The organism is Paenibacillus gyeongsangnamensis (assembly GCF_027533625.1).
Taxonomy (GTDB): Bacteria; Bacillota; Bacilli; order Paenibacillales; family NBRC-103111; genus Paenibacillus_G; species Paenibacillus_G gyeongsangnamensis.
This window is the reverse complement of the sequence record NZ_JAQAGZ010000019.1, coordinates 25754-51557: the sequence shown is the minus strand read 5'-3', so window position 1 is coordinate 51557 and position 25804 is coordinate 25754. Positions and strand designations below refer to the sequence as shown.

General features: G+C 58.1%; 21 protein-coding genes. 15 read left to right on the top strand and 6 right to left on the bottom strand.

What is annotated here, in order from left to right; genetic code table 11:
• The first annotated feature begins 131 nt into the window (after positions 1-131).
• From O9H85_RS25550 to O9H85_RS25530, 5 genes are all read left to right on the top strand, one after another.
• Positions 132-1673: a stalk domain-containing protein gene (locus tag O9H85_RS25550; RefSeq protein ID WP_269884248.1), complete on the top strand. Its 1542-nt coding sequence runs from the start codon at positions 132-134 to the stop codon at positions 1671-1673.
• A 113-nt stretch (positions 1674-1786) separates the two neighbouring features.
• Positions 1787-2419 (top strand): stalk domain-containing protein, encoded by a 633-nt coding sequence (locus O9H85_RS25545; RefSeq protein WP_269884247.1) that lies wholly within the window; start codon positions 1787-1789, stop codon positions 2417-2419.
• Positions 2331-3074: a sensor histidine kinase gene (locus tag O9H85_RS25540; protein WP_269884246.1), complete on the top strand. Its 744-nt coding sequence runs from the start codon at positions 2331-2333 to the stop codon at positions 3072-3074. The genes O9H85_RS25545 and O9H85_RS25540 overlap by 89 nt, the downstream gene beginning before the upstream one ends.
• Before the next feature lie 175 nt (positions 3075-3249).
• Positions 3250-4176, top strand: coding sequence for a cation diffusion facilitator family transporter (locus tag O9H85_RS25535; RefSeq protein WP_269884245.1), 927 nt, complete (start codon positions 3250-3252; stop codon positions 4174-4176).
• Between the two features lie 340 nt (positions 4177-4516).
• Positions 4517-6964, top strand: coding sequence for a S9 family peptidase (locus O9H85_RS25530; protein ID WP_269884244.1), 2448 nt, complete (start codon positions 4517-4519; stop codon positions 6962-6964).
• Positions 6965-7121: 157 nt separating this feature from the next.
• On the opposite strand, the gene O9H85_RS25525 is transcribed toward O9H85_RS25530, so the two are convergent.
• Positions 7122-7865: a WecB/TagA/CpsF family glycosyltransferase gene (locus tag O9H85_RS25525; protein WP_269884243.1), complete on the bottom strand. Its 744-nt coding sequence runs from the start codon at positions 7863-7865 to the stop codon at positions 7122-7124.
• 225 nt (positions 7866-8090) lie between these two features.
• Here O9H85_RS25525 and O9H85_RS25520 point away from each other — a divergent pair, with 225 nt between their 5' ends.
• Together O9H85_RS25520 and O9H85_RS25515 are read left to right on the top strand one after the other, a co-directional pair.
• Positions 8091-8453 carry a response regulator gene (locus O9H85_RS25520; RefSeq protein WP_269884242.1) on the top strand — a complete coding sequence of 121 codons (363 nt, stop codon included), beginning with the start codon at positions 8091-8093 and terminating at the stop codon, positions 8451-8453.
• Between the two features lie 218 nt (positions 8454-8671).
• A complete protein-coding gene (locus O9H85_RS25515; RefSeq protein WP_333474264.1) occupies positions 8672-9349 on the top strand; it encodes an HD domain-containing protein in 678 nt (225 codons plus the stop codon).
• A 305-nt stretch (positions 9350-9654) separates the two neighbouring features.
• Here the strand turns inward: O9H85_RS25515 and O9H85_RS25510 are convergent, their stop codons facing one another.
• Positions 9655-11313 (bottom strand): hydroxysqualene dehydroxylase, encoded by a 1659-nt coding sequence (locus tag O9H85_RS25510; RefSeq protein ID WP_269884241.1) that lies wholly within the window; start codon positions 11311-11313, stop codon positions 9655-9657.
• Positions 11314-11662: 349 nt separating this feature from the next.
• Here O9H85_RS25510 and O9H85_RS25505 point away from each other — a divergent pair, with 349 nt between their 5' ends.
• From O9H85_RS25505 to O9H85_RS25485, 5 genes are all read left to right on the top strand, one after another.
• Positions 11663-11854: a hypothetical protein gene (locus O9H85_RS25505; protein WP_269884240.1), complete on the top strand. Its 192-nt coding sequence runs from the start codon at positions 11663-11665 to the stop codon at positions 11852-11854.
• 159 nt (positions 11855-12013) lie between these two features.
• Entirely contained in the window at positions 12014-13045 is a 1032-nt protein-coding gene (locus tag O9H85_RS25500) for a Gfo/Idh/MocA family protein (RefSeq protein ID WP_269884239.1), read from the top strand.
• A 448-nt stretch (positions 13046-13493) separates the two neighbouring features.
• Positions 13494-14333 carry a GNAT family N-acetyltransferase gene (locus O9H85_RS25495; RefSeq protein ID WP_269884238.1) on the top strand — a complete coding sequence of 280 codons (840 nt, stop codon included), beginning with the start codon at positions 13494-13496 and terminating at the stop codon, positions 14331-14333.
• Positions 14330-14488, top strand: a complete 159-nt coding sequence (locus O9H85_RS25490) for a hypothetical protein (protein WP_269884237.1) — start codon at positions 14330-14332, stop codon at positions 14486-14488. Before O9H85_RS25495 ends, O9H85_RS25490 begins: the two co-directional genes overlap by 4 nt.
• Positions 14489-14660: 172 nt before the next feature.
• Complete coding sequence (locus O9H85_RS25485; RefSeq protein WP_269884236.1) at positions 14661-15146, top strand: GNAT family N-acetyltransferase; 486 nt, start codon at positions 14661-14663, stop codon at positions 15144-15146.
• Positions 15147-15248: 102 nt separating this feature from the next.
• Here O9H85_RS25485 and O9H85_RS25480 read toward each other — a convergent pair whose 3' ends face one another.
• Both O9H85_RS25480 and O9H85_RS25475 read right to left on the bottom strand, forming a co-directional pair.
• Positions 15249-15716 (bottom strand): YdeI/OmpD-associated family protein, encoded by a 468-nt coding sequence (locus O9H85_RS25480; protein WP_269884235.1) that lies wholly within the window; start codon positions 15714-15716, stop codon positions 15249-15251.
• Positions 15717-15956: 240 nt separating this feature from the next.
• Positions 15957-16445 (bottom strand): hypothetical protein, encoded by a 489-nt coding sequence (locus O9H85_RS25475; RefSeq protein ID WP_269884234.1) that lies wholly within the window; start codon positions 16443-16445, stop codon positions 15957-15959.
• Between the two features lie 181 nt (positions 16446-16626).
• Here O9H85_RS25475 and hisC point away from each other — a divergent pair, with 181 nt between their 5' ends.
• On the top strand, positions 16627-17778 hold the full coding sequence (gene hisC, locus O9H85_RS25470; protein ID WP_269884233.1) for a histidinol-phosphate transaminase: 1152 nt from the start codon (positions 16627-16629) through the stop codon (positions 17776-17778).
• Positions 17775-18767: a phosphotransferase family protein gene (locus O9H85_RS25465; RefSeq protein ID WP_269884232.1), complete on the top strand. Its 993-nt coding sequence runs from the start codon at positions 17775-17777 to the stop codon at positions 18765-18767. The genes hisC and O9H85_RS25465 overlap by 4 nt, the downstream gene beginning before the upstream one ends.
• Before the next feature lie 9 nt (positions 18768-18776).
• Here O9H85_RS25465 and O9H85_RS25460 read toward each other — a convergent pair whose 3' ends face one another.
• Positions 18777-19349: a thymidine kinase gene (locus O9H85_RS25460; protein ID WP_269884375.1), complete on the bottom strand. Its 573-nt coding sequence runs from the start codon at positions 19347-19349 to the stop codon at positions 18777-18779.
• Positions 19350-19947: 598 nt separating this feature from the next.
• Positions 19948-20715, bottom strand: coding sequence for a PAS domain-containing protein (locus O9H85_RS25455; RefSeq protein ID WP_269884231.1), 768 nt, complete (start codon positions 20713-20715; stop codon positions 19948-19950).
• A gap of 389 nt (positions 20716-21104) precedes the next feature.
• Between O9H85_RS25455 and gltB the strand changes: the two genes are divergently transcribed.
• Complete coding sequence (gene gltB / locus O9H85_RS25450; RefSeq protein ID WP_269884230.1) at positions 21105-25700, top strand: glutamate synthase large subunit; 4596 nt, start codon at positions 21105-21107, stop codon at positions 25698-25700.
• Positions 25701-25804 lie beyond the last annotated feature (104 nt).

Below are 25804 nucleotides of genomic sequence, written 5' to 3'. Positions count from 1 at the left end.
TTTTTATGAATAAATATTCAAAACAAAATTGCTGAAACCGCAAATCAAAAATTTGGCTGCTCTGCGCAACTTTTTTCCAGAAAACGGTGTTTATTACTTAAGATGACTGATGTATAGAGGAGGTAATAAACATGAAGAAGATTTGGCTACTGACCGTATTGGCTTTCACTGTATGGGGCGCATCTTCCGCAAGCGCGGAAACCGCCGGAAACGCCGCCCCCGTATCCGATCCTGCGCCGTTCCTCAAGGCCAAGGGAGCGACCGACAAGCAAATCGAACGGCTCGGGGGCAAGCTCGGGGCCGCTGCGTATGCAGCAGAGACCCGGAAGCTGGAAGGCGAAACGCTCCAACGTTTTCTGGAGAACTATCTGTACGTCTATCCCCCGATGGAGGGACGGGGCGGCAGCGTGATTAACGGCGTGGTGGAATTTGCGGACGGCACGATGGAAGGCGTGGCGCTCCCGCACGGACCGTACGGCAAGAAGCCCGTCACGTATGAAGTGAACGGGACGAACGTTTTCATGCAGCGGGAAATCCCGATGGGCCGTCTTCCGGCGAAGGAGATTTTGGAGGAGCTGGGCTTTGCCGTGGACACGGGCAAGGAAGGGGAGCTCAGCGCGGCCTACGGTGCGAGGGTGCTGAAGCTGCGCAGCGGGGAAGCTTCAGCCGGTTGGGACGGAACGGCATATGAGCTGAAGGAAGCGGCGGAAGCCTCGGACCAAGGCCTGCTGATGCCGGAGGGCGTGCTGACGGACGTGTTAGGCGTCAGGCTGGAGCGCAATGAACGCATGAGGACGTATTTTGTCCAAGGGGCTCCCAAGTTCGTGAAGGAACCGGCGAAGGGCAACGCGAATCTGGGCTACACCGTGAAGGAAGCCGAGGGTTGGTTCAATCCGGAGCTGAACGTGCAGTGGAACGGGAATGTGCAGCCGATATCTTCCATCCCGTTAAATGTAGACGGCATTAATTATTTACCTGTTGAAGAAGCGGCGGGCCTGGTCGATCGGACTTGGGAGAATTACGGCGTTTGGCTGACGCCAAGCACTCTTGTGAAGGGCGTCACCGACCGCGTCCGGGTGATGCCCTCCCGGCAGGAGCAGGTGAAGCTCTATACGGGCTATGCCAGGGTTTACATGGCCGGACGGCCGGTGACTCTGAAGCACGCGCCGGTCTTCTACATTAACCGCTGGTATCTCCCGATCAACGATCTGGCGGAGCTGGCCGGCTTTACCGTCCAATACGACAACGAGACGAAGATGTTGAACTTCCTGAAGCCCGAGTACCGCTGGATGATGGATAAGCTGCAGCCGGGCATGGAACGCAATCTGATCCGGGCGCGCTTCGGCAATCCGACCGCGGTCGTGCTAGGCGGGGAGACGGGGGACCGGGTTTGGCGCTATGACGGGCTTGCCGATCCGAAGGAGAGGGCGGCGGAGGAGGAAGCGGCCGGGGAGAAGTTCGACGGCGTCGATATAGCCGGGCTGCTGAGCGGCAAGCTGAACTATCAGGCTTTCCTGGATTGCGACCGCAAGGAGCTTATTTTTCGCGAAGCGGTGATCTATTATCCGGACGGGAACGGCGGTCTTCGGAAGTTTACGCTGAAGGAGGACGGCTCGCGCCGCGATGAGGCGGTTCCGGTATCCGGGCGAGAGGGGCAAACCGGGGGAGCGTAACGAAGCGGGGCAGTCTTCTTCCTTGGGATTTTTTTACATGCCAATCGCTTTCAAACCCTAGTATAATGAAAGACGACACACTAACTTGATTGGCGAGGGAGAAGATGCCGGAAATGAAGAGGTTTGTGTTAGGCGCGCTCTTCGGAGCCCTACTAGCCGGGACAACGACGATCTATGCGGCGGACGACATAAGGGCGGTGCTGTTTCCGGTCCAAATCGAATTCAACGGTGTCACCAAGGATCTGGGGTCCGGTTACGCCGTGCTGAACTATGACGGACACACGTATGTGCCGCTGCGCTTCATGGCGGAGAACCTGGGTGCCGGCGCGCTGTATGATGCAGCGAACAAGAAGGTATCCGTAGCTTCCGAACCGAAGAATGCGCCGGATGCGGAGAAGAAGGTATGGGCCGTGAAATATCGGATGGAGCGGGGCATGGAGAGCAAGGATGTCAAGGCGGTACTAGGGGATCCGTCCTTCGTCACCTGGATCGACAGCTCCAGGCAGCAGGTTTCGCGGTATGACTTCGGAGCGAAGTCCGATTACCAGTTCGGCGGGTTGAATAGCGACGTAACGGGACTACGCCAAGGAACGCTCGACGCACAGCTCTTCATCCGGTGGACGCCGAACGGGCAAGTAGACCGGTATGATCTGTGGTATGTGCAAAAAGGTAGCGACGGCACCCGTTCCATTTATACGTACATCGTATATCCTGACGGGTCGACGGGCGGCGCTTTATACGAATAAACGAAAAACCGTCCGGACGGACGGTTTTTTATCTGTCTTTTTTACTTTTCCGCTTTCGGCTCCGCCGTCGCTGCCCGAATATCACCGCAAGGTGCTCACCGATATGAAGCGGGAGCTGTCCCGGATGACCCGGCTCATCGACGATTTGCTGGTGCTTGCGCGCAACGATTCGGGACAGCTGGAAATTATGCGGCAGCCGTTCGACCTGAAGATGACCGTCGAATCGACCGTTATGGCCTTCTCGCTGTTGTCCGATAAGCGGGAGATCTCACTCGTTTGGGACGTGCAGTTAACCGACGGAGATCCGTCATTCCGCGGCGATGAAGAGCGGCTGAATCAGCTGCTGTACATTTTGCTCGATAACGCGCTCAAATATAATAAGCCGGAGGGCGAGATCCGGCTGGAGGTGCGGAAGACTCCGCAGGAGCTGCAAATCGGCGTGACCGATACGGGCATCGGCATTCCTTCCGAGGACCTTCCGCATATTTTCGACCGCTTCTACCGGGTGCATAAGGGAAGATCGCGCTCCAGCGGCGGAGTGGGGCTCGGGCTGGCGATCGCCGCCTGGATCGTGAAGGCGCATGGCGGACGCATTCGGGCGGAGAGCCGTGTAGGCGAAGGGACCGCCGTGAAGGTGACGCTTCCGCGGCAATAGCCTTTTGCTCTGAGAGACGGGAAGTGCTATAATTTAAGTATGTCTTACTTTCTGTGTGGTGAATCCGAATGAAGCTCGGCAGTGGAATGTCAATAAAAAAAGCCCAACCCTTGACCGCAATCGGTCGAGGGTTTTTGTTTCCTTGGGGAAAAAGTTCTGGCGGGGGTAATCATTTATGAGCAAGTCTAACAAAACAAGCGCATCGATGCTGGCCGTATGGATCAGCTTAATCAGCAATTTGGTGCTGACGGCGATCAAAATCGTCGTAGGGTTTCTATTCGGCTCGCAGGTGCTCTTGGCCGACGGGATTCACAATGCGGGGGACGTCGTCGCCACCGTCGCCTCCCTGACCTCCATGCGCATTTCAAAGCGCCCGGCGGATGAGGATCATCCTTACGGCCACGGCAAGGCGGAGGTGATCAGCTCGGCACTGGTGGCGCTCATTCTGGCCATGGCCGCACTGTATATTGCTTATGAAGCGATCCTGTCCTTCTTTGAGGAGCCGGCCCCGGCCAGCGTCCTGGCACTCATTGCGGCCTTCGTATCGCTGGTTTGGAAGCAGGTCTTATACATGTACACCATCCGGGTCGGCAAAGAAACGAAAAGCAAGGGTTTGATCGCGACCGCGTACGACCACCTTGCCGACGTCTACGCATCGTTCGCGGCCGTATGCGGCATCGGACTGGCTCTGCTTGGGGAAAAGTACGGCATTCATTTCCTGTCTTATGCCGATCCGTTCGCGGGCATCATCGTCTCGATCCTGGTATTGAAATTAGCCTACCAGATCGGACAAGAAGCGTTTGACGTGCTTATGGAAAGGACGGTCAGCCAGGATACGCTTGCCGCATACGCTCTGCTGGTCAAAGCGGTCCCTGAAGTGAAGCGCATCGACCGGCTGCGGGCCCGGGAGCACGGACATTACGTGCTGGTCGATATCCGCATCAGCGTTCCCGGCCATTTGACGGTACAGCAGGGCCACGATATTTCCCGCAAAATCAAGAAAACGATTATGGACAGCCATTCGGATGTCGACGAGGTGCTCATTCACCTTAACCCCTGGTACGAGGAAAAGAAGGAAGCGCGGCTGGCCAGCCCCGATTGACCGCGGTATCCGCGCGACCCGTTTATTTGATGTACCGCATCTATTATCGGTAACAGGCTGGCACAAATCCCAACATCGGCTCTTGACGCAGCAGCATGCGCAAGAGCCGATGTATTTTTTTATGCACTAGATTTTGATCGGCGGCTTGGATTCCCATGCTTTTCCTTCCGGAATCTTCCGAGGATGAGAGAAGATCGGTTTCCGAAGGGGGGGCCTGCGAGCTATCCCTGATGCCGTGAAGGCGGAGGGAAGCTTTATTCTTTGTGAAATCTTTAGTCATTCCTGGTTCCGGCTGGGATATAATGGGTCCAGCTTGTTTTTATATCGAGGGAGGAACCCTATGTCTCGTCCACTTGGTCATTGGATTTTGGCAGTATCGCTATTATTCTCGGTTTGGGTTGGTACGCCCGTTTCCGCTTTAGGGGCAGCGGCGGAGCAAGGAGTATCGTATGACGACATTCCCTCCGATCATTACGCGGCAAAGGCGATCGGTGAACTGAGCCGACAGGGGGTTGTCAGCGGGAATACGGAAGGGCGTTTCAGCCCGGATGCCCCGATTACCCGCGGTGAGGCGGCTTTATGGCTCAGCAAGGCGCTGAAGCTTGCGGACCCCGTCTCCTTAAGCGGCTTCTCGGACGTGCCGGCGTCGAGTCCTTATGCGAAGGCGGTCAACGCGTTAAGGGAGCGGAAAATCGCCGAAGGCGACCAGGGCCGCTTTGAGCCGGACGCTACGCTGACTCGCGAGCAAATGGCCAGCTTGCTCGTTCGGGCTTTCGGGCTGAAGGATAACGGCATCAATGTATGGCTTAAGGATGAGGCGGCTATTGCGGATGCGCATTACCGGGATGTCGTGAAGCTCAAGCAGCATTTTTTGACGAATCAGCTTGAATTTATGCCCAAGGATCGTGTGACCCGCGCTCAGATGGCGCTGTTCCTATACCGTGCCGCCGTGCTTGGGGAGAGCAAATCGAATCAAATCCCGCTGGACGATTTCCTGAAGCTCCCGGCCAAAACCGGCTTCCAGGTTTCTCCGGACGGCAAGAAGCTCGCTTTACTCGAGCCGTGGGAGGGCCGGCTGAATATTTCGGTTCAGACCATAGGCGAAGACAAATCGAGCCGGATTACTTCATCCTCGAATCAAGACGTTACCATGTTCACATGGATCAATGATGAAACCCTGATATATATGACGGATACGAACGGCAATGAAGAGTACCATGTGCATGCCGTGAACAAAGACGGAACCGGGGACAAGGACCTGACGCCATTTGAAGGGGTGCGGACGGAGTTCGTCGATTCCATCGACTACAAACCCGGCCACGAGAATGAAGTGCTGGTAGCCATGAATAAGCGGAACCCGAAGGAGATGGACCTTTACCGTCTGAACTTCAAGACGGGGGAGCTTCAGCTCGCCGAGCAGAATCCCGGGAAATATATGGGGTGGATGACGAACAACTACGGGGACGTGCTGCTGGCGCTGGCCTCGGACGGAGCGAAAACCAAGGTGCTGTATCGGAAGAAGGAGTCCGATCCATTCGAGACGGTGCTGACCGTCGACGCGGGAGATACCTTCCAGCCGTTGATGTTTGCTTTTGACGATCGTCAAATCTACACCGCCTCGGATATCGGGCGCGACAAAAAAGCATTGGTGAAATTTGATCCGGAGAAGAAGAAGATAACGGAAACCGTTTATGAAAACCCACAGGCCGATGTGCTGGATATTAAGGTATCTTACAAGAAACGGGCTATTCTTGCCGTCATTTATGAAACGGATCGCGTGCAATACCAATTCATGGACAGTGAATACGAGCAGCTCTATAAGAAGATCGGCGCCAAGCTTTCCGGGGCGAGCTTCGGGATTCTGGGCAATCCTTTCAACGAAAAAAGAGTGCTGATTCATACCGGGGGAGATAAGACCAGAGGGGCGTATTATTTCTACGAGCCCAAGACGGATAAGCTGGAAAAGCTCGCGGATGTCAGTCCCTGGCTCCCCGAGAATCAGCTCTCCGATATGAAGCCGATCTCTTACATGGCGCGGGACGGATTGCTCATTCACGGCTATCTTACCTTGCCGAAATCGGCCGACCCCAAGAAGCTGCCGGTCGTTGTTCTGCCGCACGGCGGTCCTTGGGCGCGCGATTCCTGGGGGTTTGACAGCGAGGTGCAGTTGCTGGCTAACCGCGGTTATGCCGTTCTTCAAATGAATTTCCGCGGCTCCACCGGTTACGGCAAAGCGTTCCTGAACGCCGGGAATAAGCAGTGGGGCAGGTCCATGCAGGACGATATTACCGACGGAGTGCAGTGGCTGATCGGCCAAGGCATTGCGGATTCGAAGCGGGTTGCGATTTATGGCGCCTCTTACGGAGGCTACGCCGCGCTGGCCGGGGTCACCTTTACTCCGGACGTTTATGCAGCAGGCATCGATTACGTAGGCCCGTCCAATCTGTTCACTTTCCTCGCTTCGCTGCCTCCTTATTGGGAGGTGGGCCGTGCCGAGATGTACATGCGCATAGGGGACCCCGAGCAGGATAAGAAGCTCCTGGAGGATAGCTCGCCGCTGATGCACGCCGATCAGATCAAGGTGCCGCTGATGATCGTACAGGGAATGAATGATCCGCGGATCAAGAAGGCGGAATCCGACCAAATCGTGATGGCGCTGCGCGCCCGGGGAATCGATAGTCCCTATATGGTCAAAAGCGATGAAGGGCACGGGTTTAGGAAACAGGAAAATCAATCCGATTTCTATAAGGCCTTATTGAAATTTTTGGAGCAGCATCTCGGTTCTTGAACAAGCAAATCCCCGTTCCCGGTATACAGGGAACGGGGATTTGCTTGTTGATAAGAATTTATAAGTTTTCGTAGCTTATAGCTTCGCATCAACCTTGGTAAACGCGCTGGTCCTTGTAAGACAAGGACGGCGCAGCCGTTTATCCTGGTAGCCCTCGTTACTTGGCCTTCCCCGTCAGCACCTTCCAGGCGAACTGCGGCAGCACAAGCTGTCTCCTCCAGCGCGACGGCTGGGAGAGCAGGCGGTAAAGCCACTCCAGATTCATCCGCTGCCACAGGACCGGTGCCCGTTTGACGCGTCCGGCGAGTACGTCCAGGCTGCCGCCGACCCCGATCGCGGCCTTCACCCGCAGCCGGCTGCGGTGCCGATCGATCCACTTCTCCGCGCGCGGCGCGCCGGTCGCGACGACGAGCAGGTCGGGACGTAGCTCTTCGATCTCCGCCAGGATGCGGGCCTCTTCTTCCTCGCCGAAGAAGCCGTGGTGCCGTCCCGCGACCTTGATTCCGGGGTAGCGGGCACGGATGACCTCGGCCGCCTCGCGGCTTGTCTCCTCTTCGCCGCCGAGGAGATAGACGGAGAAGGGCTGGCTGAGGCCCTTTTCCAAGAGGCCGGTCAAGATGTCGAAGCCCGTCACCCGGCCCTGAAGCGGCTGGCCGATCCACCGGGAGGCCAGCACGATACCGATGCCGTCGGGCGTAACAAGGCCGGCTTGCCCAAGAATGCGACGGATGTGCTCGTCCTCTCTGGCGGTCATCACAATTTCCGGATTCGCCGTGATCACGTGGAATAGGGGTGCTTTCGCCTCGGCGGTGCCGGTGATTCTGTCCAGCATCGTATCAATCGTCTGCTCCAGACTTCTCGTCGTAAAGGCGACGCCCATGATGCTTACGGTATTTTGCATACGATCACCTGATCTTTCCTTTTCCAAATCGTTAGACTCTATTATAGCAAATCTTAGCCGTCCTTGGTCGGGATACCGCTCAAGACATGTCTCGTAGTATGTTGGAAATTGTTAAGAAACTGTTAGCGAAATTAACTTTTCGTTTTCAGCTCCCCTAACATTTCTTTAAAACCGGTTTGCCATAATGGGAATACAATGCAGGAATCAGGTCCGAGGAGGATGGGAATGGCCAAAGTCATGGTTGTGGATGATGCAGCCTTCATGCGGATGATGCTGAAGACGATGCTGTCCGAGGAAGGGCATGAGATCGTAGGGGAGGCTTCGAACGGATTGGAGGCGGTCAACGCCTATATGTCGATCCGTCCGGATGTCGTGACGATGGATATTACGATGCCCGAAATGGACGGCGTGACGGCCGTAAGGGAGATCCGCAAGCTGGATCCGCAGGCCAAAATCATCATGTGCTCGGCGATGGGGCAGAAGGCGATGGTGGTCGAGGCCATCACGGCGGGCGCCAAAGATTTTGTCGTAAAGCCGTTCCAAAAGGATCGGGTTGTCGAATCGCTGAATAATGTGCTCGGGTTATAGCGTATATGCCGGTCTCGGCGCGGAGCGCCCCTCAACCGTTTAATTAGGGCGGAAGGTCCACTATGCCCGGACGTTTACTCGAAAGCGGAACACATAGTACAATGGGGCTGCAAGAAGCAACTCCCTGCCTCCGGGAGGAGCATGTCTATGGCCATGAATGAGCTTGCCGATTCGGGTTCCTCTCCGGGAGGCGACAGCGGAGGAGGAGGCGGCGATTGATGATGAAGGATGTATTGGAGCAAGCCAAAAGCTTCGCCAAGGTGGAGCTCGGAGGCGACAGCAGCGGCCACGATTGGTGGCACGTCGCCCGGGTCGCCGCAATGGCGGTCAAGCTGGCGCAGCTGGAGGGGGCGGACGCGGCGGTATGCGAGCTGGCTGCGCTGCTTCATGATGTGGCCGATGAGAAGCTGAACGAAAGCAAGGAAGCGGGGCTCGCCAAGGTGGAGGGTTGGCTCCTTCGGCAGGGCGTGGAAGCCAGCGTGTGGAGCCATGTGCTGGACATTATCTCGACCATGTCGTACGGCGGCGGGGGCGGGCAACCCATGCGGACTTTAGAGGGCCGTATCGTGCAGGATGCGGACCGGCTGGATGCGCTCGGCGCGGTGGGCATCGCAAGAACCTTCGCTTATTCCGGCTGGAAGGGACAAGCGATGCACGATCCTGAGCTTGCGGTGCGGGAGACGATGACCGCCGAGGAGTACCGGAAGGGCAAGAGCACGGCGGTGAATCATTTCTACGAGAAGCTGCTGAAGCTGAAGGACCTCATGAACACCGAAGCGGCGAGAGCCGTTGCGGAAGAACGTCACATGGTGATGGAACGGTTCCTCAAGGCGTTCTATGCAGAGTGGTCGGCTGAAGATGCGGATTTCATGGCGTCGGCGGAAGACAAGCGATAAAGGAAGAGCGGGGAAAGAAACGAAGAAGCGCAGGAGCTGGGACGAGCTTCAGATTGATGAGAAACCCGGATAAGAAGAAAAACGCGAAAGGTAGTAGGTGGGGTATCCCCTGTAGGAGCGATAGCACCCGCCTTTGTTATCGGAAAATGACCGCTGCATAGTGAATAAATTGAACATTTTCCGATAACAACAGCGGCCGGAGGGGGATACCCCACCGGAGTACCAAGGCAGATTTTCTCTATTTCATGGGTTTCTCTACAGCCTGGAGCTCAAACGAGCTTCTGCGCTTCTTTGTTGTCAATGTCTTAGCCGAGCACCCCGCCGAAAATTTTTCCGTCCCAGGGCAGCCCCTCTTCAAACCGTTTCTTGTCGTGGAGACGATTGAGCGACAGCCAGGGGGAGAACTGGTACATCTCCCAAATCTTGCACTTCCGTGCGTCCGACCCCGAGCGGTCGATAATGGCGTTTACGGCATGGCGGGCCGCTTCATTGGCACCCTCCATCGTAGCGAGGTCCGTATGCGTGCGCACGTAATCCGAGGCCAGGAACAGATTCGGAATGCGGGTATCGGCAGTCGGACGGATAGCCCAGGTATGAATTTTGTTCACCAGCAGCGGCTCTAAGTTGACTGCGGCTCCTTCCGGGTTGGGCGTGTGAATGTCTTCGTCCAGGAACCAGGTGTGCAGGTTGTCGTCTTCCAGCACGACACGGCCGTTCACGTTCAGGCTCATCTTCAGCTGGGCCCACACCTCGTTCTTGATTTCTTCCCGGGTGCAGAGCTTAGCGGGCTTGCCGTAGAGAAGGCCGGGCTTTTCCCAATCGGAGACGTCTACGGAGATAATGCCCTGCACTTGTCCGTCTCCGTATTCGCTGAGATCGAATTCCGGCCAGAATTGTTTCTGGGATACGCCCGTGAGCGCCCAAGGCGAGTCCATGTAAATCATATGACCGTGAATGATCGGCACATCCCGCTTCAGGTAGAACTGAATGCCGTTCATCCAGTCTACGTTTTCGGCCAGCTTCGGAATGCCCGCCAGGGCCGGGTCCGCTTCCGCCAGCTCGGGCGTAATGAAACGTGCCATTACCTCGACTGGGAAGGCGGCAATGTAATAATCGCCCCGCACCTCGAACGTTTCGCCTTTCTCCGTTACGGTTACTCCGGTAATGACGCCGTTCTCGCAGCGGATATGCTCCACCTTGGCTTCCAGATGATAATCCACGCCGAGCTGCTCAAGATAAGCGTGCCACGGGCTCAGCCATACTTCGTTGGTCGGGCCGTCCAGGAGCCGATCGGCGCTGCCTCCGGGCATCACCATATCGACCATGATCTGCGCGCCGACCGCGCCGACCGTCGCCGTATTCGCCTCGCGTGCCTTAGCCGCTACCAGCACGCGGGTCATGCCGGTAAAGACGCGGCGGAAGTTCTCCGACTGCCGGTCTGCGTCGATAAAGTCCCACCAAGCTTCGTTCTGGTATTCCGCGATCCTGCGCTCGTCGCAGCTGGTCATGACCTGGTAGAGCCGTTCCACATACAGCTCGACTTCCTGCTCCGTCAAACCGAGATGATTGTCGAAGATCGACTTGACCAAAGCGTGGAAATCGGTGATCGAGGTCGGGAACTCCGTCAGGAATTCCACCGGAGGACCGTCGGTGCGGGCGAGTCCCAGGCGGGTGCCTTCAATGAGGTTATCCGCAACGCCCCGCAGATTATCTCCGTAAGGAATCCGCTCCATCGTATCGATGATATGCTTATAGAATCTCGGGAAGAAGCGGAAGCCGTGCTCTCCGGGTAAATCCTTCCGGCCCTGCTTGCCGCTGCCCGGCACGGCCATGGAACGCGCCTTGCCGCCCGGCAGGCCGCGCATTTCGTAAACGGCTACGCTGAAGCCCCGTTCCGCAAGCTCATGAGCCGCGCTCATCCCGGCAACGCCGCCCCCTAGAATGACGACTTTTTTGCTGATCATCTGAATCTCTCCTCTGGGATCTTTTGACTAATTAAGTTATATCATGAAAATTGGGTCCAAAGAATCAAATTTGAGTCAAAAGACTTAGTGTTTTTTGGGTTGATAAGAATTTATAAGTTTTTGTAACTTATAGCTTCGCATCAACCTTGGTAAACGCGCTGGTCCTTGTAAGACAAGGACGGCGTAGCCGTTTATCCTGGTCGGATGGAACCGGAAATTGGATTATGATTTCAAGCCGTTCGCCTAAAAAACTCACAGCGATTTCCATTGATATACGACCCGCGATCTGGTACGCTCGGATTGTAAGTGCTTTCATTTTGTATTGGGGCGTAAACAGGGGGAATTGCTAGTGATGAAGGGGGTTGGCATCATCCTGTTGATGCTGTTGATCGAGGCCTGCGGGCAGCAACCGGCGAAGCTTCCAGAGAAAGCGGAACCCGTCCGTCCGGCTCCGCCAACGGTGGAGGAGCAGCGGACTTATTTTCCGCCTGACCGCGTGCCGCTGCGAAATTCAGAGGGGGCAGCATCCGTAAAGCCATAGCGGGCTTGGGATGGAAAGGTCGTACCGCGAGGTGCGGCCTATTGCTGCGTTCAAGGCACAATCCCATATAAACTGCGCAGAATGAAGTAGAGACAGGGCCGTGCCGTTTCGATATAGTGGGATTACATGATAATCCTAACGAATGGGAGGCTGAAGACAATGTCTGCATTCAAAATCGTAGTTGCCGGCTGCGGCAGCATGTCCAAGGCATGGATCGATTATGCGAGGAAGCGGGAGGATGCGGAAATCGTCGGCCTCGTCGATCTGCGCCTGGAGCAGGCGCAGGCGGCTGCGCAGCGGCATGGGCTGAGCTGCGGCGTTTATACGGATATTAAGGAAGCGATTACATCGGAAGGCGCCAATCTTGTGTTTGACGTGACGATTCCGGAAAGCCATGCCGCAGTGACGGCCGCAGCGCTCGAGCTGGGCTGTGACGTACTGGGCGAGAAGCCCATGTCGACTTCCATGGAGGAAGCGCGCCGCCTGGTGGCGCTGGCCGGGAAGCAGGGCCGGACCTATGCGGTGATGCAGAACCGGCGGTATCTCCCGCAGATTCGCGCCTTCCGGGAGCTGCTGGCGGCTGCGACGATCGGCCGGATCGGCTTCGTCAATGCTGATTTCTTCCTCGGCCCGCATTTCGGCGGCTTCCGGGATGCGATGGATAGCCCGCTTTTGCTGGATATGGCGATCCATACGTTCGACCAGGCTCGGCTGATTACCGGGACGGATCCCGTCTCGGTGTACTGTCACGAATTCAATCCTCCCGGCTCCTGGTATGCGGGGAATGCGGCGGCGGTCTGTATCTTCGAATACGAAGACGGAAGCGTCTTCTGCTACCGCGGGTCCTGGTGCTCGGAGGGCCGACCGACCTCATGGGAAGCGGATTGGCGCATCTCCGGAAGCCTGGGAACGGCTGTATGGGACGGGGCGTCCGCGCCATACGCCGAGGTCGTCGTTCCGGATGCGGAGAGCGGACGCGGGTTTACCAGCCGGTTCCGCCGGGTGGATGCGGAAGTGAACGAGGCGGGACATGCCGGCCATGCGGGTTGTCTCGAGGCGATGTTCTCGGCGCTGCTGGAAGGCCGCAAGCCGGAGACGGATTGCACGGACAACATCAAGAGCATGGCGATGGTATACGGAGCGCTTGAGAGCGCGAGAACCGGGCAGAAGGTTATGTTGCAGCTTTACTGAACGTTATAGAAAATTAATGTCGTTAAAACATTATAGCGGACTGGACGATGGGGCCCGGATGTACCGCTGCAATTTGCATGCGAGGCATGCGGAGGAGATATGCATCCTGAGATTTCAACTGCGATCGGAACTCCGTACCCATCCCTCACCAAACGCACCGTCCGGAGACCCGGACGGTTTTCTTAACGTTATGGAAAGTATAAGTTCGCTAAAGCGTTAAAGCGGACTGCAACTTTCTATACCAAGAAAAACTACCTCTAAAAACGGTCTGGCTGCTTTGAGGGACTCCGATAAGGAGTTTTTCTTATAAATCGGAAGTATCAGTTTGAACCGGAGGTTCAGTTTTTGCAGGAAGGAAAGCATGGTTAAACTCAAATGTTACCTGGATGAATATGGAATATTATGCCATTCTGGAGCAAGGAAAGGTAACTTGGCTGGGAGGTTAACGATGCATTTTCATATTCGGAAAGTAAGGCTGCCGGACGATTATCCGGCTATTGCGGCTGTGCTGAACGCGAACTACCCGGAGCCGACGACGGCCGAGAGGCTGCAGGGGGAGGATGCCAAAATACCAAGCGAGGGGCGTCTGGGCCGCGACGAGAACGGCCTGCTTACCGGCTTCGACCGGGTGAAGCTCGCCGCCGTAACGGATGATGATCTATTGATCGGCTACGGCCTCGCCTGGCGGGCGCCCTGGACTCCGCCCGGGGAGCTCAACCATACGCTCGTGGTGATGCCCGGCTACGATAAGCAGGGAGCGGGTGGAGCGCTCTATGAGCACTTGGAGGCAAGGGCGCGGCAGGTTGGCGCGAGCCGGCTGAATTATTCGATTAAGGACGACAAGCCTGCTTACATGCGGTTCGCAGAGAAGCGGGGCTACGTGAAGGAGCGCCATCTGTTCGAGTCGGTACTGGATTTGAGGAATGGTGATACGCCCGGCGATGAGGAAACGGACCGTTTGCTGGAGGACATGCAGAAGTTCGGCATTGCTTTTACCACGCTGGACCGGCTTCCGGACGACGAGCGCGAGAAGGAGCTGCATGCGCTGTATTGCAGCACGACGCCGGATATTCCCGGCAATCGGGAAGCGGTTCTTCCCTTCGGCGAGTGGCGCAAATGGACGCTGGGACTGCCCGGCTCTAGGCCCGAATACGTGCTTCTTGCTATGGACGGGAGCCGGATGATAGGCCTCGCCCATCTGATCTTTACCCCCGAAACGAACAGCTTCTACCATGAGTTCACGGGGGTGAATAGGCGTGGCGGGGCCGCGGTATCGCGCATGCCTTGAAGCGTCTGACCATCCGGTTGGCCGTGCGGGAGGGGGCGGCTTATTTGCGGACGCACAACGATTCGCAGAACGGCCCCATGCTGAACATCAACCGCGATAAACTGGGTTATAAGCCCGTGCCGGGTTATTACCGGATGGTGAAGGATTTGACGTAATAAGCAGGAATCCCATACCCGTGCCTACCCCATAGTCAAACGTATGAGTTGCCGCGCAAAGGAACGTCCGGACCGGCGGTAATGGAAAAAATCGGTAAAGCGGATTGTTCTTTTGTGCCATCCTGAAATCAAGGGATATACTCTAAGCATGAAGCTGCGGGAGGAACACGGTATGACATCAATAAATATACGACCGATCGGAGAGAAGGATAAGCCTTTTCTATGGGATATGCTGTACGAAATGGTTCACATCCCGAATGATAAACCGCCTAAAGAACTGCTGCTCGCGATGCCGGGTATCCGGCAATGGCTGGAAGGCTGGGGAAGGACGGGCGATGAAGGGTTTGTCGCGGAGTCGGCGCCTGCGGGGCCGATCGGGGCCGCCTGGTACCGCTTGTCGGACGCGGGTCAGCCGGGGTACGGCTTCGTCGATGAGCGGACGCCGGAGCTGTCCATTGCGGTGCTGCCGGAGCATGCAGGCCGGGGCATCGGAACGCGGCTGCTGCGGACGCTGATCGAGCGGGCCGAGACGCAGGGCTATCCGGGATTGTCGCTGAGCGTAGATCCACGGAACGCCGCACTGCGGCTCTATGAGCGATTCGGCTTTCGGCGCTGCGGGACGTCCGGCACCTCCGTGACGATGCTGCTCCGCTTCTAGTTTTCTCGAGTTTGGAAAAAAGAAAGCCCTACCGCCCCATGCTCTGATAGAGAGAGCGGGCCAGCAGGGCTTTTGCATTTGTAACGACGCCGGCTTGGGCGGCTATCCCTTAAGCCGCTTGCCTTCGGCCAGCATCGCGATCGATTTCGCGATCCGGTTCGACCGCGTTTCCGGTTTTTTGGCGGACTCGATCCAATCGACGTATTCCTTCCGGTGGGAATAGGCGAGCCGGTCGAACCGCTCTCCCGCCTCCCGGTGCTCGTCCAGCGCAGCCGCCAAGTCGTCCGGGATCTCAACGGTACGGGCTTCCGTGTCCGCCTCCATGGTTAACCGGACGCTGTCCCCGGCCGTAACCCCCGCATCCTCGCGAAGCGCCTGCTTCACGACCATATAGTGCGTCCCGTCGCCCGCAGGCATCAGCGAGCTGCGGTACGGTACCCCGTTGACCGTCCCTTTGACCTTCACCTGAGCCTTGCTGCCGAACACTTCCTCTACGGTAAAAGGCACCTTCACATACGTCCACGTCCCCGTTCCCTCCGGCCGGTGCAGCACGCCTTCAAACTGCAGCATTAGGACACGCTCCTTTAGGCTCCGCCGCATCTTCGCGGCTTTCGATGTGCCGACATTATAGCACATGCCTCTGCAGAAAGAGAAGCCAGGCTCCGGCGGTCAGCGCGAGCGCGGCGAAGCAGGCGCAGGACAGCCTCGCGGGTCCGGCTGCGGCCAGCAGCGACGCGCCTACACGACCATCGAATACGTCGTCATGTAGGCGCCCGGGGAGCCTGCCCAGGCGGCCCCGGCCCGGATGCCTTACTTGGCACGCGGCGTTTCGTCCCCGCCCCCAGGCGGCGAGGGTTCGTTCTTTCCGTTGAATAACGTTTCCGTCAGCGCCTTTAGCTTATCCATCACCTTGCCGTAGCCGAAGCCCACCAGGAAGGCGATGCCGATCTTGGCCTCCAGACTGTTCGTCGGCTGCAGCAGCATAATGCCGCTCTCGAACAGTACAACGGTCATGACGGCAGCCCCGGCGCACTTGATCGGGCGCATCAAGTACCACAAGACCCAGCGTCCCATCAGCTTGTCGTAGAAATCGTGGAACAGGCGCATCGCGTAGAGGCAGCCGCCGACGGCGCCGGCCAGCCCGCAGTACAGATAGGTTTCCGTATCCGCGACGCGGACTCCGGCGATTTCAACGAGCATCCCGCTTTTGATCAGTCCCATGAGCCACAGGCTCCCCGTGAAGCAGACGAGCAAATAAAGCACCACGCCAAGCTTCATCCCCTGCTCCTTCCAGAACAAAAGCGCCGCCCCCCTCGAATCGTGCTGCTTAAGTATATGCCGGGAAGGGGGGATTCAGTTCGACCGGTTCAGGATACAGGGTTACATTCGATCTTTACTTTGGTAACGCGTTAATGTATTATTTAATTATCTCATTAAAGTATTTGTATATTATTCCACGTACGAAAAGGAGCTGCTTATCATGTCCGATTCCAAGTTGATCGAAGCCAGGCCGAATGTTCGGCAAATCAAGCCTTATTCGCCGGGGAAGCCGATCTGGGAGGTGAAGCGGGAGCTCGGTCTGGAGGAGGTGGTAAAGCTCGCCTCCAACGAGAATCCGCTCGGTCCGTCGCCGAAAGCGGTCGAGGCTATCATCCGCAGCTTGTCCGAGCTTCATCGTTATCCGGATGTGCTTGCCTCCGAGCTGAAGCAGGAGCTGGCCCGCCGTCTCGGCTTGTCGGAGCGGGAGCTGATCGTAACCAACGGAGCGGATGAGCTGATTACGCTGATCTCCGAAACGTATCTGGAGCCTGGGGATGACATTGTCATACCGGCTCCGGTGTTCGGAGAGTACGAATTCGGAGCTAAGCTGATGGGGGCGAACGTGAAGGCCGTCCCTCTTGAACCGGGTTTCGGATACGACGTCAGTCGCCTGCTTGCCGCAGTCACACCCCGGACTAAGCTGCTCTACTTGTGCTCCCCGCACAATCCGGCAGGCACTTACCTGCCAGCCAAGGAGCTGGACCGGCTGCTTGCCGCCCTTCCGGAAAAGGTGCTTCTAGTGCTGGATGCGGCTTACAGCCATTACGCCACGGCGGAGGACTATACGGACGGCTTGGAGCATGTCCGTGCCGGAAGACAGGTTCTGGTGCTTCAGACGTTCTCGAAAATTTACGGTCTAGCCGGGATTCGCGTCGGCTTCGGAGCCGCGCCGGCCGCCGTCATCGAGAGCATTCTGAAGGTGAAGGAGCCGTTCAACGTCAATGCGCTCGCTCAAGCGGCTGCTGCGGCTGCGCTTGCCGACGAAGCGCATTTGGAAGCGTCCCGGCGCCTGAATACGGCAGGGCGGGAGCAGCTCTACGCCGCTTTTCGCAAGCTGGGCATCCCCTATACCGAGAGCATGAGCAACTTCGTGCTGTGCCAGCCGGGGCCGGCCGCCGATTCGATCGCCGCACAGCTGCTCTCCCGGGGCATCATCGTTCGCAGCGGCGGAACGTGGGGCTTGCCGGAGCATATCCGGGTTTCGGTCGGAACGGCGGAGGAGAACGACAAGTTCATTCGCGCGCTGGACGAGATCATGTCCCTGAACGATTTGGAACGGAGGCCGGAGGCTTCCCAGAGCGCCGGCCAATGAAGGACGGTTGGGAAAGGACCGCTCCGGCGGAGCGGTTGACGCCGCAGCAGGTTCAGGCGCTGGTAGCGTCCGTCTGGCCGCAAGCCGTCGTTCTGTCGGCCCGGCCGATCGGTACCGGCCTCAGCAACAGCCTGTACCGCGTTGACGTGGCCCATCCGTCCGAGGCCGTCTACGCGCTGCGGATTTACCGCAATTCTCCGGCCGTACTCCGCAAAGAATCGGATATTGCCCGGCTGCTGCAGCAGGAGGGGGCGGTACCCATAGCCCCGATGGTGTACGAGGACGGCTCCGGCCGTCTGCTGCCGAGGCCCTGGGGTCTTATGGAATGGCGCACGGGCATAACGCTGAAGGAGCTGCTCAGGCAGGGCTCGCTTGCTGAAGCGGAGCAAGCGGCGGCGGAGGCGGGAGCGACGCTCGCCCGTATTCACCAGCACAGCTTCCCGGAGCCGGGGTTCTTCGGACCGGGCCTCTCGGTGGCAGAGCCGCTCCGAATGGATCCAGGAATGTTCCTGTCTCTCGTAGAGCACTGGCTGTTTCGGGGCACAGCGGGAACGCTGCTGCCGCCCGAGCTCCGGGAGCGGCTCTGGGGCTTTTGCCGGACTCATGCCCCTCGCTTGTCCGACCATCCGGAACGTGCCGTGCTAGTTCATAGCGATTATAACGAGCTGAACGTGCTGATGAACGTCCTGCCTTCGGATGGCCGGGCAAGCGTCTCGGCGGTTCTGGACTGGGAATTTGCTTTTGCAGGGGACCCGATGGTCGACGTAGGGAATATGCTTCGTTACGAGCCGGCCGGCTCTTTGTTCGAGAATAAGTTTATGGAGGGGTATCTCCGGGAAGGAGGGGTGCTGACGGAGGCTTGGCGGCTGCGGGCTCATCTGGCGGACGTCGTCGCTTTGCTGGATTTGCTGGATGGGGCGGCCGAGGCGCCGAACCGGAAGAAGGATCTGATCCTCCTGCTAGGCTCGACGCTGCGGACGTATCTTTGAAAGCCGGAATTAAAGCTTCGGGTTCGCGTGGCATCTCCGGCAGACCGGATAGTAGCTGTCGTTGCCGCCGATCTGGATTTGTTCGCCGGTGTAGACAGGCATGCCCTGCGAATCGACCCGCAGATTCATGATCGCTTTCCTTTCGCAGAACCAACAGATCGTCTTCATTTCTTCGATCTTGTCGGCATAGAGCAGCATATATTTGCTTCCCTCGAACAGCTCGTTCTGGAAGTCGTTCTTCAAGCCGAATCCCATGACCGGGATGTTCAATTCATCGACGATCCGGGCCAATTGGAGAATTTGTTCTTTTTTCAGAAATTGCACCTCATCCACGAGCACGCACGAAATCCGGTTCGGCTGGCTCTTGACCGTTCCGATGAGATCCGTATCCGGGCAGATCGGGATCGCTTCCCTTCGAAGCCCGATGCGGGAGGAAACGTAACCGACCTCGTCGCGGTCATCGATCGCTGAAGTGAAGATCAGCACGGATTTATTTTGTTCCTCGTAGTTATGGGCAACCTTTAGAATCTCAATCGACTTGCCGCTGTTCATCGCACCGTATCGAAAATACAACTGCGCCAACGTAAACACAACTCCATTCATGGTGGGTTTCTGCCGGAAGCCGGAGCTGCGGGAATGCTCTTCGGACATCACGGCTTCCATCATAGCATATGGGGGAGGGAGAGGTATAGACGGCGGTCAGCCCTTAATTTTCCTCCGGATTCGGGACCAAGCAAGGTCACCGTAACCGTCTCCCCCGGCAGGCAAGGCTCGTGATCGTGAAGGAACCTTTGCGCATCAGCGCTTCCGTTTACTTCCGCTTGCTAATATCCGTGTAATGACCAGCACCTTATCCAACGATCCGTCTCTTTGACGAATCGGAACCCCGTACATTTCCACCCGTTTTCCTTACTCGCGCCTGCGGCCGGCTCGAGCTCGATAGAACCCGGCTCCCGTAGGGCCGCCACCTCGTTGAACCATACCCTTATCCGGCTTTGCTTCGGTTCCTTGAAGGCATCGAACGGGCAGCGGCCGATCAGCTCCGAAGATGTCAAGGAAGCTTTCGTTCGTGCGGGTCAGGTTAAGATTATTGTCACAAAAAAGCGATGGCATCCCTCTAATGTTCGATCATTGAATTCAGTTGAACGCTGGCCGAGCGGAGCAGCTCCTCCTGCCGGGTCTATTCCGTAATATCCCGGAAGAAAACGGCTAGCCCTGGCTTGCAAGGCGAGCAGCTGATGCGAAACCGCATTCGGGCGGGCGTCAGCTCCTCTTCGATGATGACCGGATGCTGCTCCTCGGCCGCTTGCAGGCACGCTTGGTGTAGGGGGGTATGAAGAAGTGAGGGGAGCAAGGTCCAGAAGTCTCTTCCGGTCAGCTCTTCACGGCTTCGTTCAAACAGGCCTTCCGCCGCCTTATTGAGCTGAATCAATTTCCATCCCCGGTCCAATACCAGATAAGGGGACGGAACGAAGTCCAGCAGGTGGGGGATGAGCGCCGATTGATCCCGCAGAGCGGCAGCCGCTTTTTTCCAGCCGTCTATATTTTGCGCCTCCAGCCGGATGTAGCGCGCCGCGCCGTCCGGCAGAACGGAGGCCGAAATCCTCACTGAAAGAGGGGTTCCGTCCGCATGAAGAAAACGAAGCTCGGTCTCGTACCGGAGAAGCTGGTCTTCCAGCAGCCGGCTCATCTGATGCATGCAGAGCAGCAGCTCGTCGGGATGCACGAGCTCGGGCAGCGGGATCCCGAGCAGCTTCTCAGGAGCGCGGCCGAGCAGGTCTGTGAAGGCGGCGTTGGCTGCAAGCATGCAGCAATCCGTGTCCAGCAGGGCCAGCCCGTTCAGCGAAGCATGAAAGCTGTTGTATGCCAGGCTCTCGAATCCCGTTAAGGCATCCCCCGTTTGAAGGTAAAATGCCGGAAGGCCTCCGAGCGTCTGCGGATCTTTCATGTTAGATTTTCCTCTCCATGGTTAGTAATAAAGAACCATTTCGTCAAAAATCTACAATTTCCTTTTGCCCCGGCCCCCTTTATGAAAAAAATTCCAATGCCGATTAAAGGGCGGGACGGGAGGTGTCTTCAGATCACGGCCACGGGGGAATGCACCAGAGCACGCCGCTTTAAATGAACAGAAAATTCTATTAATTTTAAATTGATATAATAAGAATGGAATGTTAATATATAACATATTATCTGAAAAGGTTCATAGAATTGTCACATCAAGGGACAGGGAAAGAACCTTCTTTTTAGCCGATTTCACTTCACTCCTGTGACGCATCACTTCTTTGTCGGATTGTTGCGCAAAAGCGCAAAAAATATCGAAAGAAAGGTTGCCCGAGCATGAACAGAACCGGTTTGCCTGTAAAACAGGGATTATACGATCCGCAATTCGAGCATGACGCCTGCGGCATCGGCTTCGTCGCCCATATCAAGGGGCAGCCCTCCCATGAGATTGTCCTGCAAGCGCTGAAAGTCCTGTGTAACCTGGATCACCGCGGGGGCCAAGGCTCCGAGACGACGACGGGAGACGGTGCCGGCATCCTGCTCCAAATTCCTCACCGTTACCTGCAGAAGGCCTGTGCGGAAGAAGGGATCCGGCTGCCGGAGCCGGGCCGGTACGGCGTCGGGATGGTTTTCCTGCCGCAGGAGACGGAGCTGCGCATCGCCTATGAGCGGCTGATCGAGGAGAAGGTGGCGGAAGCCGGCCAGCAGCTGCTGGGCTGGAGAACGGTGCCGGTCAATAACGAGCGGCTCGGCGATACCGCGAAATCGGCGGAGCCGATGGTCCGGCAGTTGTTCATCGGCGCATCGTCCGAAAGCGGGGATGAGCTGGATTTTGAACGGAAGCTGTATGTGATCCGCAAAACGGCGGAGCACGCGGCCCGGACCATGGCGGGCGATCGGGAAGGCGTATACTTCTCCAGCCTGTCCAGCCGGACGATCGTGTATAAGGGGATGCTGACGCCTGAGCAGGTGGACGATTACTATACCGAACTGCGCGATCCGTCGTTCGAATCGGCGCTGGCTCTGATCCATTCGCGGTTCAGCACCAATACGTTCCCCAGCTGGGCGCGGGCGCATCCGTACCGCTACTTGATCCACAACGGCGAGATCAATACGCTCCGCGGGAATGTGAACTGGATGCATGCGCGTCAGGCAGTGTGCGAGACGGAGCTGTTCGGCGACGATTTCAAGCGTCTTCTTCCGATTATCGATACCGACGGCTCGGACTCCCAGATGTTCGACAACTGTCTGGAGTTTCTGATGCTGACCGGGCGTTCGCTGCCCCATGCGGCCATGATGATGATTCCGGAGCCTTGGCCAAAGCATGAGTCGATGAGCGACGAGAAGAAAGCGTTTTACGAATATCACAGCTGTCTTATGGAGCCGTGGGACGGTCCGGCGGCTATCGCCTTCACGGACGGGCGGTCGATCGGCGCCGTACTGGACCGCAACGGACTAAGGCCCGCCCGATATTACGTGACCAAGGACGATCTGATCGTGCTGGCTTCGGAGGCCGGCGTGCTGGATATCGCCCCTGAGCGCATTCTGGCGAAGCGGCGGCTGCAGCCGGGGCGCATGCTGCTCGTGGACACGACGGAGGGGCGCATCGTCTCCGACGAGGAGATCAAGGAGCGGATCGTCCGCGAGCAGCCTTACCGGGACTGGTTGAACGCGCATCTGATTTCGCTGGAGGAGCTGTCGGAGGCTCCCGAGGTGCCCGCAGCCGATCCTTCAACCGTGCTGCAGCGCCAGCAGGCGTTCGGGTACACGTTCGAGACGCTGCGCCGGGTGCTGGAGCCGATGGCCCGAACGGGCGTCGACCCGGTCGGCTCGATGGGCTTCGATGCGCCGCTTGCGGTACTGTCGGAATGGCCGCAGCTGCTCTACAGCTACTTCAAGCAGCTGTTCGCGCAGGTGACGAATCCGCCGATCGATGCGAACTTTGAAGAGATCATTACGGCGCAGGGCACGACCGTCGGTGCGGAAGGCAGCCTGATCGATCCGAGGCCGGAGAGCTGCCGTCAGATTCGGCTCGCGACGCCGATTATGACGAACGAGGAGCTGGCAAAGCTGCGGCATATCGACCGGGAGGGCTTCAAGACGGCGACGCTGTCGATGGTATTCCCGGCTTCCGGAGGCGCGGCCGGTCTGGAGCTTGCGATGGAGGCGCTGTGTCAGGCGGCGGATGAAGCGGTGGCGGACGGGTCCTCGCTCCTGATTCTGTCCGACCGCGACGCCAGTGCAGAGCTGGCGGCCATCCCGGCGCTCCTTGCGGTTTCCGGCCTGCATCATCACCTGATCCGCCAAGGCACGCGGACGAAGGTAGGGCTGCTGGTCGAATCGGCGGAGCCTCGCGAGGTGCATCATTTTGCGCTGCTGCTCGGCTACGGAGCGGGCGGGATCAATCCTTACCTGGCGTTCGAATCGCTGGAGGATATGATCCGTCATGGGCTGCTGAAGGACGTGACGGCGGAAAAGGCGCGGTACAACTATGTCAAAGCCGCGACCAAGGGTGTCGTCAAGGTGCTGGCGAAGATGGGCATCTCGACGATTCAATCTTACCGGGGTGCGCAAATTTTCGAAGCGATCGGGCTGGACGCGGCGTTCGTGGAACGGTATTTTACGTGGACTTATACGCCGGTGAACGGCATTGGAATCGAAGCCGTGGCGCAAGAGGCGCTGCTTCGGCATCGGCGGGCTTACTCCGCCCAGGGAGGACGGGACCGCGTGCTGGATCCGGGCGGGGAGCTGCAGTGGAGGAACAACGGGGAGGAACACATCTATAACCCCGAGACGATTCACGCGCTGCAGGCGGCGGTCCGCACGAACAACTATGCGATGTATAAGCAGTTCGTGAAGCTGGTTCACGGGGAGAACGAGCGGTACATGACGCTTCGTTCGCTGTTTTCCTTCCGTTCGAATCGACCTTCGATTCCGCTGGAAGAAGTGGAGCCGGCGGAGTCGCTGTTCAAGCGGTTCAAAACCGGAGCGATGTCCTTCGGCTCGATCTCCAAGGAAGCGCACGAGAGCCTTGCCATCGCGATGAACCGGATCGGCGGCAAGAGCAACACAGGTGAAGGCGGCGAGCATCCGGACCGCTTCCAGCCGGACGAGAACGGCGATCTGCGGCGCAGCGCGATCAAGCAGGTGGCATCGGGCCGCTTCGGCGTCACGAGCAATTACCTGGTGAACGCCGACGAGATCCAGATCAAGATGGCCCAGGGCGCGAAGCCGGGCGAAGGCGGCCAGCTGCCGGGCTCCAAGGTGTACCCTTGGGTGGCCGAGGTTCGCGGCGTGACGCCGGGCGTAGGGCTGATCTCGCCGCCGCCGCACCACGATATTTATTCGATCGAGGATCTGGCGGAGCTGATTCACGATCTGAAGAACGCGAACCCGCGCGCGCGGATCAGCGTGAAGCTGGTGAGCGAGGTCGGCGTCGGTACGATTGCGGCCGGCGTAGCCAAGGGGAAAGCCGATGTCGTGCTGATCAGCGGGTATGACGGCGGCACGGGCGCTTCGCCCCAGACGTCGATCCGCCATGCGGGACTGCCGTGGGAGCTGGGTCTCGCCGAGACGCACCAGACGCTCGTGCTGAACAATCTCCGCAGCCGCATTGCGGTGGAAACGGACGGTAAGCTGATGACGGGAAGGGATGTCGTGGTGGCGGCGCTGCTGGGCGCCGAGGAGTTCGGCTTCGCTACGACCCCGCTCATTGCGCTCGGCTGCATTATGATGCGGGTTTGCCATCTGGACACCTGCCCGGTCGGCGTTGCGACGCAGAACCCGGAGCTGCGCAAGAAGTTTAGCGGGGATCCGCAGTATGCGGTGAATTTCATGCGGTTCGTGGCGGAGGATGCGAGGGAGCTGATGGCGGAGCTCGGCTTCCGTACGATCGAAGAAATGGTCGGGCATACGGAAGTTTTGGAAACGAAGCGGGCGGTCGACCATTGGAAAGCGAGGGGCGTCGATCTGTCGCCGCTGCTGTACCGCCCGGACGTTGCCGAGGAGGTCGGACGGTTCTGCGCGATTCCGCAGGATCACGGATTGGATCGCTCGCTGGACGTGCGGGAGCTGCTCCCGATGTGCGAACCGGCGCTGGAACGGCGGGAGAGGGTGCACGAGATCGTCCCGATCCGCAACGTCAACCGCGTCGTCGGCACCGTGCTCGGCAGCGAAGTGACCCGCCGCTACGGGCTTGAAGGGCTGCCGCACGACACGATCCGCCTGCACTTCAACGGTTCGGCCGGCCAGAGCTTCGGCGCCTTCGTCCCGAAGGGCATTACGCTGTCACTGGAAGGCGACGCGAACGACTACTTCGGCAAGGGGCTGTCCGGCGGCAAGCTGGTGGTATTCCCGCCCGAGCAGTCGGGCTTCCCGGCCGAGGAGAATATCATTATCGGCAATGTGGCCTTCTACGGGGCCACGGACGGCGAGGCTTACATCCGCGGGATGGCGGGCGAGCGCTTCTGCGTACGCAACTCGGGCGTACGGGCCGTTGTCGAGGGCGTAGGGGATCACGGCTGCGAGTACATGACCGGCGGCCGCGTCGTCGTCTTAGGACCGACGGGCCGCAACTTCGCGGCAGGGATGTCCGGGGGGATCGCGTACGTGCTGGATGAACATGACACGTTCATGGAGCGCTGCAACCGGGAAATGGTACTTCTGGAGACCGTCGAAGAAATTTACGAGTCCGAAGAGCTGCGGAATATGATCCAACATCACGCGACCTTCACGGACAGCGCGGTCGCTCACCGGGTGCTGCAGCAGTGGGAGCATTATTTGTGGAAGTTCGTCAAGGTCATTCCGAAGGACTACAAGCGCATGTTCGAGGCCATCGAGCGCGTAAAGCGCTCCGGGTTCAGCCAGCAGGATGCGATGCTTGTGGCTTTCGAGGAAAATATGCGGGACGTTTCCCGCGTCAGCGGCAACTAAACGAGGGCGGGGGCGGGGTTTTTCAGTTAGGGTGCCGAATCGTTAACGGACGAAATGGTTTATCCCTTTAACGAATCGAATGGCACGGCCCCTCTGGAAAAACC